We start from the raw sequence: 6,000 nt of genomic DNA, 5'->3' as shown, positions 1-6,000 counted from the left end.
TGCTTTCTACCATCTTTTGAGCGCAGGATTTTTTGACTTGCGGAACGCAGGGCCATTTGGAACCGTTGTGAGCTTCGGCAGATTTCACTACTTTAGTACCATTCACTAGCTGTTGGACATACGCCCGATAGCTGTGCGTTACCTTCCATGCCTCCCATGAGATATATTATTCTGCTTAGCATACTGTTCCTCTTTTCCTGCTCTAACTCAGGAACTCAAGAAGAGCGAGATAACCCTTACTTTGTAGAACGAACTCTTAGCTTCTATGATCCACATAAACCATTTTGGAACGGTAAAGACAAGGAAGCATATGAACATCTCAGAAAACCTGAGAACCTTAAAATGCTTCATGAAACATTTAAAAAAATCGGCTACCAGAACTTGATAAGTGACTATTCTAGATTTGCGAACCCATGTATGATATGGAGTTACATTAACAAACCATGTAACGAACTTGCTGATAGCCTCATTCTAACTTACGAACTGGACACGGTTGAGTCCAAATATTACAGAGAGTTTTGGGAACGCAGGAACGTAGAAGGGAACTCTCAAACTGTTTACGAAATTCTGAAGGAGATCAATTCTGAACTTTATGAAGATCACATGATAGCAGCGGACGAACAACTGGTGAACGATACTCTTTTCCAACTCTTGAAAATTACTCATCTAGGAGATTCGCTTAACTCTAATATTGCAACTAAACGCTTCAACTATCTAAAACAAATTGGATTGCACAGTTCAGCCTTCAACCTGCTTTTTGAACGATATCGCTACTTTGATCACCTGCGAACAGACAGGGACGAACTTGTAACACAACTCAACCAAGACACAACGAACTGTTGCCCTTGGCCATGGGTTGAGGATGACACTAAATAAAAAATGACATGGACGATAATTTAGACAAATTAATGAGTGGATTTGAGAACCAATCCTTTAACCTAGATCCTACAATACTTTTCGCTGAACTTATTGCAGGTTCCATTAGAAATCATGAAATCTTAAAGGAAGTTCTTGGACAACAACTTGAACTAAAAGAATTAATCAAGGGAACGCCTAATGATATTGATGAAGTGGTTGAACAGAAGTATTCAGCGATAATGGACAAAATGAAAGAGACGATTGAAAAAAGATACTATGAAGTTATTCAACGTGCTACCAAAGATTAACAGAAGGTAACAAACGATATAGCACATGCCTCTAAGTAGTTTCTTGAAAGTGCCGTGCAAATCCTCTAGATTGTAGATATTAATTAAGTCCAGAGGCACGTGCCATATCTGGACGTTAGACTCAATAGACCACTAAGCTTATGAGTGATGAACCTAAACTAACCAATGAAGCAAAACGTCAAATCAGACGGGAATTTTATCGTATCGCTGCTCCGACCGGTGTTTTTCTAACAATTCTTTCATTCGTGCTTGGATTTGTTGCCAAGGATTACGGAACCATGCTTGCTTATAAGGATGCTTTTTCGTCTGCTCAAGGAGCAACTACCGAACAAATAACAACACTAGCTGCAGAAGTAGCACGCGCTCAGGAACTGGCAAAAAAAGCAGAAGAGGAAACCAATAAACTCCTAGAGTCTGTAAAGACAACTGAACAGGTAACCAAGAATGCTAACGATGTGAATGATATCGCTCAAATTGTCTCAAATAATACAGCATTTCAAAACAGAATTAAGCAACAACTTAGATCATGGAAAGAAGTAACTAACGACAAGGATTTTTTCAAACCAGAATGTGAGTATCGATGGTTGATTGTTGAAGGATTTCAAGGATACAATGGGTCATATTTTTATCCAAGCGTAGTAACTCGAGAATTTATGACAACTGATTGGTCTCGAGGCAACTATCGAACAGTTAACTATAATGAAAAGAACAAAAGCCTTGGAGATCACGGAACATTTAAGGCTAGAACTTTTTGTAGATGTAACTAAAGAGTCTAACATTCGCTATGAATGAATGGGGTTTTATCGGTCAGGATATTTTAGTGGGGATTGGGAAGTCCGCCACAAGTTTTAAATTTAAATCAAGGCGTGGCTATGTGCGAGACGAGAGGTTAGTGCTTTCTAATCCCCACTCATCATAGCTGTGCGTTATCTTCTATAACCTATGAAAATCCAACTGCTTACCCTTCTGCTATTTCTTTCATTTCTGGCAAAGGCACAGTTTAGCTTTGAGCCGAACACTGACTCTTCTTATTTTGAGACAGCATACGATACAACTGCCTTATTTCAGTATAAGTTTCTCGAGGCAAATGGTCAGCTATATTCAACATACCTAGAACTCACTTACAAATCTGATAGTACCTGGACTTATAAACGTGTTGTAATAAGCCTAATCGATGATCACAGAATTGAACTTCCTCCGATTGAGCCAGCAATTAACATTGATAGGCTTTGGAACGGGTTGGTTGAGGTAGGATTCTTAAAACTTATACCTGAACGAGAACAGACCATAATCATTGGTAATAAAGGTAAAGTGGTCGATGTTCCATTTGAAACTTATGAACAAATGTGGAATGCAAATGTCCCACTGTTCATCTCTGAGTTTGCATCTAAGAACGGTATTAGAAGAATCACACACCTGTCACCAATAAATATTAACGAGAAACTACAGCAGTCCGAAAAGAATTGGTTCATACCCGAAGTTTACAGAGCGTCCTTCTGCTATAGTATGATAAAAGACACTTTTCAGTATTCTGATTATAAGGAGGCATTTATGCCGTATTTCCTTGAACTCAAGAATGAAAAATCCGAAAAGCAATCGAAGCGTAAAAAAAGAAGATAACAAGGAGTAGGCAAGCATACCTTTAGCGGTAGATGTCCGAGACTACTCTGCTATCGGAACAGCCGTTCCGATCGGGAAGCACCAGAAGGCCGAGGAATCTCCTGACTATCCCGATACCGCAGCTATCTCAACAGAATTCCAGAAAGAAGCTTTTGTGGTTGTTGATCGCATCGTCTAGTTTAGAGGCTTCATGAACATTTTTTGGATCGACACGTAAAATGTAATAACTTTGTAATTACACAAGCTACATACTATGGAAACGTCAATCATTAAAATAGGAAATTCAAAAGGTCTGCGTTTAAGCAAGCAAATTCTGGAGCAATATCATATCACCGATAAAGTTGAACTTATTCTAGAAGAAGATAAGATAATTCTAAAACCAATCGAAGAACCTAGAAAAGGGTGGAACCAAGCATTTCAGCAAATGTCTCAAAATGGAGACGACAACATGCTAATAACAGATGTGTTCAACGACGAAGAGTTTGACGAATGGAACTAGATCAATACCGCATTATCTTGGTTAATCTTGATCCAACAGTAGGAAGTGAGATTCAAAAAACTAGACCTTGTGTCATCATCTCACCTAATGAGCTCAATTTCAACATTAAAACTATAACCGTAGCTCCAATGACAACTAAGTCACATAGCTACCCAACAAGAATTCAAGTATATCAGAACAAAAAAACAGGCTGGGTTGTATTGGATCAAATTAGAACGATTGATAAACAACGGGTTATCAAATCTTACAACAAGCTAACATCCAAGGAAATCTCGGAAGTCAAACGTGTTATCAAAGAAACATTTGTTGACTGAAAAGAAGGATAACAAGGTGTAGGCACGAATGCCCTTGCGAGCTTTCCGAATCAATGCCAGAATCAGCACCACCGCTCCTCGCGGAATCTCCAGAATACCGATAACGCATTCGTGGTTCCTTGGCAGTCTAAATCTGGGCTAATGGCTAAACAGGCTTTTGTGGTTGTGCGTGGATCGGCTATCTTTCTGCCTTAATCAAACTGTGAGGGCACATCGTCCTACACAGGCGATATCTATGGTAAAAACAAGCGTATGGGCTTTTTTTAATCCAATTTCTCTTGATAAGGTGTTCCTCTTTTAACAACGGCTACTACACGATGAAGCAGTTTGTTTCTTACGGCATTGAGCGCACTCATTTTTGATTTTCCATTTTCTGTTTTTCTTAAGTAATATTCTCTAAGTTCTTTGTGGCATTTTACAGCATTCATTGCACACATATGTAAATGATGCTTGAGTTGTTTATTGGCAAAGCTTGAGGTACCAGGTTGAGAAAATATACTTGTACCGCTACGATACTCGAAGGGTGCAACTCCACAGTAACAAGCCAATTTTCGATTGTCCAGCATGCGTGTAAATCCATCAGTATAGACAATCAAATCTATGGCCAATACTTTTCCAACACTCTTCACCGAAGTGACCAACTGGTAGAGTGCCCGCAGTTGTTTGTCAATGTTGACCAACTCTTCCATTTTCTCTTCCACTTTGACCAATGATTTTTTCAAGCCTTCTACGGCTTGTCGGCTTACTCTTTCAATTTCCCGACCCGCTTTGGGATCTACTTTAGTGAGTTCATTGATCGCTACTGTTTGGCTTTGGAGTCCTTTCTGAAGCCTTATTCTTGTCTTCATCAGGTCTTTTAGGCGGTTTAAAGTAGGATGGGAGAGCTTGACCAACTTGGCATCTCTTTGATGATCAAATGCAAATTTAGCGATTCTCTCAGCGTCTATTTTGTCAGTTTTACCCCTGACAAGTCCCATACTTCTTTTGATATGTAGCGAGGATTCGAGCCATACTTTTCATCCTCGTTTCAATAGGTATTTGACGATGTTTCTGGTGTAAATACCAGTGTGTTCCATGCAGAAAAGGATGTCTTCGTTGCAATCATTTCCCAGCTGTTTGATCCACTTCTTCATCTTCTGAAAACCTTCAGAATCGTTACTGTAAAGGGAGGTATGAGATTTAAGTGATTGGCTATCGATCAGCGTTACGTCGATGCTCATTTTACTGATATCAATACCTATAATATGAGAATATTGAATTTGGTTGGTGTGCGTATTTTTCATAATTTCATTATTGTGTTCGAAACCTTGATGGTAGGACATCCTCAATAAGGGACTCCTAAATATCTATCTGAACATTAAACAATGGAAAGCAGACCCTGAATCGCCTGATAAGTCTCGAAACTTGGTTAGCGGGTAGTTCTGATCTGCTTTCTTTTAACTAACAAAAGTTAATCTTTATCTCTTGGAATAATTATATGAAGGGAAGCTAAAGGTTATGATCAACTATAATTCTCTTATTTTAAGCCAGACCTAATGGAAACAGAAGAATCAAATAATGTTGTTCAAATAATTGCAATTTTAGCACCTACAATTCTTGCATTAGCAAGCATTGTTACGAACATCTTTCAAGTCTATCGTAACCAGAAACTAGAAAAACATAAACTTGCCTACTCTGATAAGAAAGCAGCCTTAACAAACGTAATTGAAGTTCTTGATGGTGCCCGAAATAGCTTCTTCTCAGCTAAGACTTGGTTCGACAGTATGGAGATTGAACTAATAAAGAAGAACTTGGTGAAACACGATATGACAAACCCTGTTTACCAAACTCTTATGCTAGCAGTAACTAAAACTCCAATGTCCATAAAGGAAGCTATTGGCAAAAACTTATTGTTTTTTTCACCTGAAGTTACAAGAGCCATTGATACATATAAAACAGAGGTTCTTGACAAAATTCCCAGTATGCCGTTCGAGAAAATAGAACTTCTTAAACAGGCAATTGACGAAATAACGGAGAATTACGATAACGTCATTAATGATATTGTTAAGACCGCAAGGCATAGCATGGAATTTGAATAAAGTAGCGGAAAAAGATCATAACATTACCTATCAATCCATGGCGGTCAGAGCCAGAGCTGAGGGCGGCGGTTTTTGGTAGCACCGGAAAATCTTCGATTTCCCTCACTTGGTTGAAAAAAGGTAGTGCCTGCGCGGCCCGAATGAAAATCGAAGATTTTCCTAATTTGTAACCGAAACAAAATATACGTCAAGTGCCACGGAGGATAGCTTGACGTTTCATGAAATTGAACGAGAGTAAAAATCACTCACACACAATAAACGAGAGTAATATTTCAATATATTTACACTCGTTATAATTAAGAGTGTAAAACTTACCCTTGTCT

Annotated in this window: 9 protein-coding genes; 7 read left to right on the top strand and 2 right to left on the bottom strand. The window is 38.7% G+C overall.

What is annotated here, in order from left to right; all coding sequences use genetic code 11:
• Positions 1-156: 156 nt before the first annotated feature.
• The 6 genes from ABJH98_RS03395 (at position 157) to ABJH98_RS03370 (ending at position 3,599) form a co-directional block, all read left to right on the top strand.
• Positions 157-876, top strand: coding sequence for a hypothetical protein (locus ABJH98_RS03395; protein WP_348306220.1), 720 nt, complete (start codon positions 157-159; stop codon positions 874-876).
• 8 nt (positions 877-884) lie between these two features.
• Positions 885-1,166 carry a hypothetical protein gene (locus ABJH98_RS03390; protein WP_348306219.1) on the top strand — a complete coding sequence of 94 codons (282 nt, stop codon included), beginning with the start codon at positions 885-887 and terminating at the stop codon, positions 1,164-1,166.
• Positions 1,167-1,306: 140 nt separating this feature from the next.
• On the top strand, positions 1,307-1,933 hold the full coding sequence (locus ABJH98_RS03385; protein WP_348306218.1) for a hypothetical protein: 627 nt from the start codon (positions 1,307-1,309) through the stop codon (positions 1,931-1,933).
• A gap of 175 nt (positions 1,934-2,108) precedes the next feature.
• Positions 2,109-2,786 (top strand): hypothetical protein, encoded by a 678-nt coding sequence (locus ABJH98_RS03380; protein WP_348306217.1) that lies wholly within the window; start codon positions 2,109-2,111, stop codon positions 2,784-2,786.
• 253 nt (positions 2,787-3,039) lie between these two features.
• Positions 3,040-3,285 carry an AbrB/MazE/SpoVT family DNA-binding domain-containing protein gene (locus ABJH98_RS03375; protein WP_348306216.1) on the top strand — a complete coding sequence of 82 codons (246 nt, stop codon included), beginning with the start codon at positions 3,040-3,042 and terminating at the stop codon, positions 3,283-3,285.
• Positions 3,276-3,599, top strand: a complete 324-nt coding sequence (locus tag ABJH98_RS03370; RefSeq protein WP_348306215.1) for a type II toxin-antitoxin system PemK/MazF family toxin — start codon at positions 3,276-3,278, stop codon at positions 3,597-3,599. The genes ABJH98_RS03375 and ABJH98_RS03370 overlap by 10 nt, the downstream gene beginning before the upstream one ends.
• A gap of 263 nt (positions 3,600-3,862) precedes the next feature.
• Here ABJH98_RS03370 and ABJH98_RS03365 read toward each other — a convergent pair whose 3' ends face one another.
• Positions 3,863-4,576: a transposase gene (locus tag ABJH98_RS03365; RefSeq protein WP_348306214.1), complete on the bottom strand. Its 714-nt coding sequence runs from the start codon at positions 4,574-4,576 to the stop codon at positions 3,863-3,865.
• Positions 4,577-4,615: 39 nt separating this feature from the next.
• Complete coding sequence (locus ABJH98_RS03360; protein ID WP_348306213.1) at positions 4,616-4,882, bottom strand: transposase; 267 nt, start codon at positions 4,880-4,882, stop codon at positions 4,616-4,618.
• 252 nt (positions 4,883-5,134) lie between these two features.
• On the opposite strand from ABJH98_RS03360, the gene ABJH98_RS03355 reads away from it, so the two are divergent.
• The gene (locus ABJH98_RS03355) at positions 5,135-5,677 is read left to right on the top strand and encodes a hypothetical protein (protein ID WP_348306212.1); all 543 of its coding nucleotides are present in this window, start codon (positions 5,135-5,137) and stop codon (positions 5,675-5,677) included.
• Positions 5,678-6,000 lie beyond the last annotated feature (323 nt).

Origin of the sequence: Reichenbachiella sp., from assembly GCF_039969095.1 — a bacterium.
In the GTDB taxonomy this organism is placed as follows: Bacteria; Bacteroidota; Bacteroidia; order Cytophagales; family Cyclobacteriaceae; genus Reichenbachiella.
This window is presented reverse-complemented; position numbering and strand designations above follow the sequence as displayed.